Below are 247 nucleotides of genomic sequence, written 5' to 3'. Positions count from 1 at the left end.
ACGGTGGCGTCAAAATCAAACGTCACTGGCGCACTGTCACCACTGCTGTTGCCAGCGGCATCCGTAATGCTGCTGGTGATGCTGTAGTTACCTTCCGCTGTCAAGCTTGGAATGGTGATATCGGCGCTGCCATTGGCAAGATCCGCCGCCGTCACGGTGTAGGTTTGCTCCGTGGTGCTACCATCTGGGTTGGTGATGGTTAACGTCACCGTATCGCCTTCTTCCACGCCCGTTGGTAGGGTCACGT

At 56.7% G+C, this 247-nt stretch carries 1 protein-coding gene; it reads right to left on the bottom strand.

Annotated features, from left to right (window positions below; genetic code table 11):
• Positions 1 to 247: Ig-like domain-containing protein (locus tag AACW06_RS20600; RefSeq protein WP_202884142.1), on the bottom strand; the 247-nt coding region annotated here is incomplete at both ends.

Origin of the sequence: Vibrio sp. S12_S33 (genome assembly GCF_963889785.1) — a bacterium.
GTDB classification, from domain to species: Bacteria; Pseudomonadota; Gammaproteobacteria; order Enterobacterales; family Vibrionaceae; genus Vibrio; species Vibrio aestuarianus.
The sequence above is the reverse complement of the archived record's forward strand: the minus strand, read 5'-3'. Positions and strand labels throughout refer to the sequence as shown.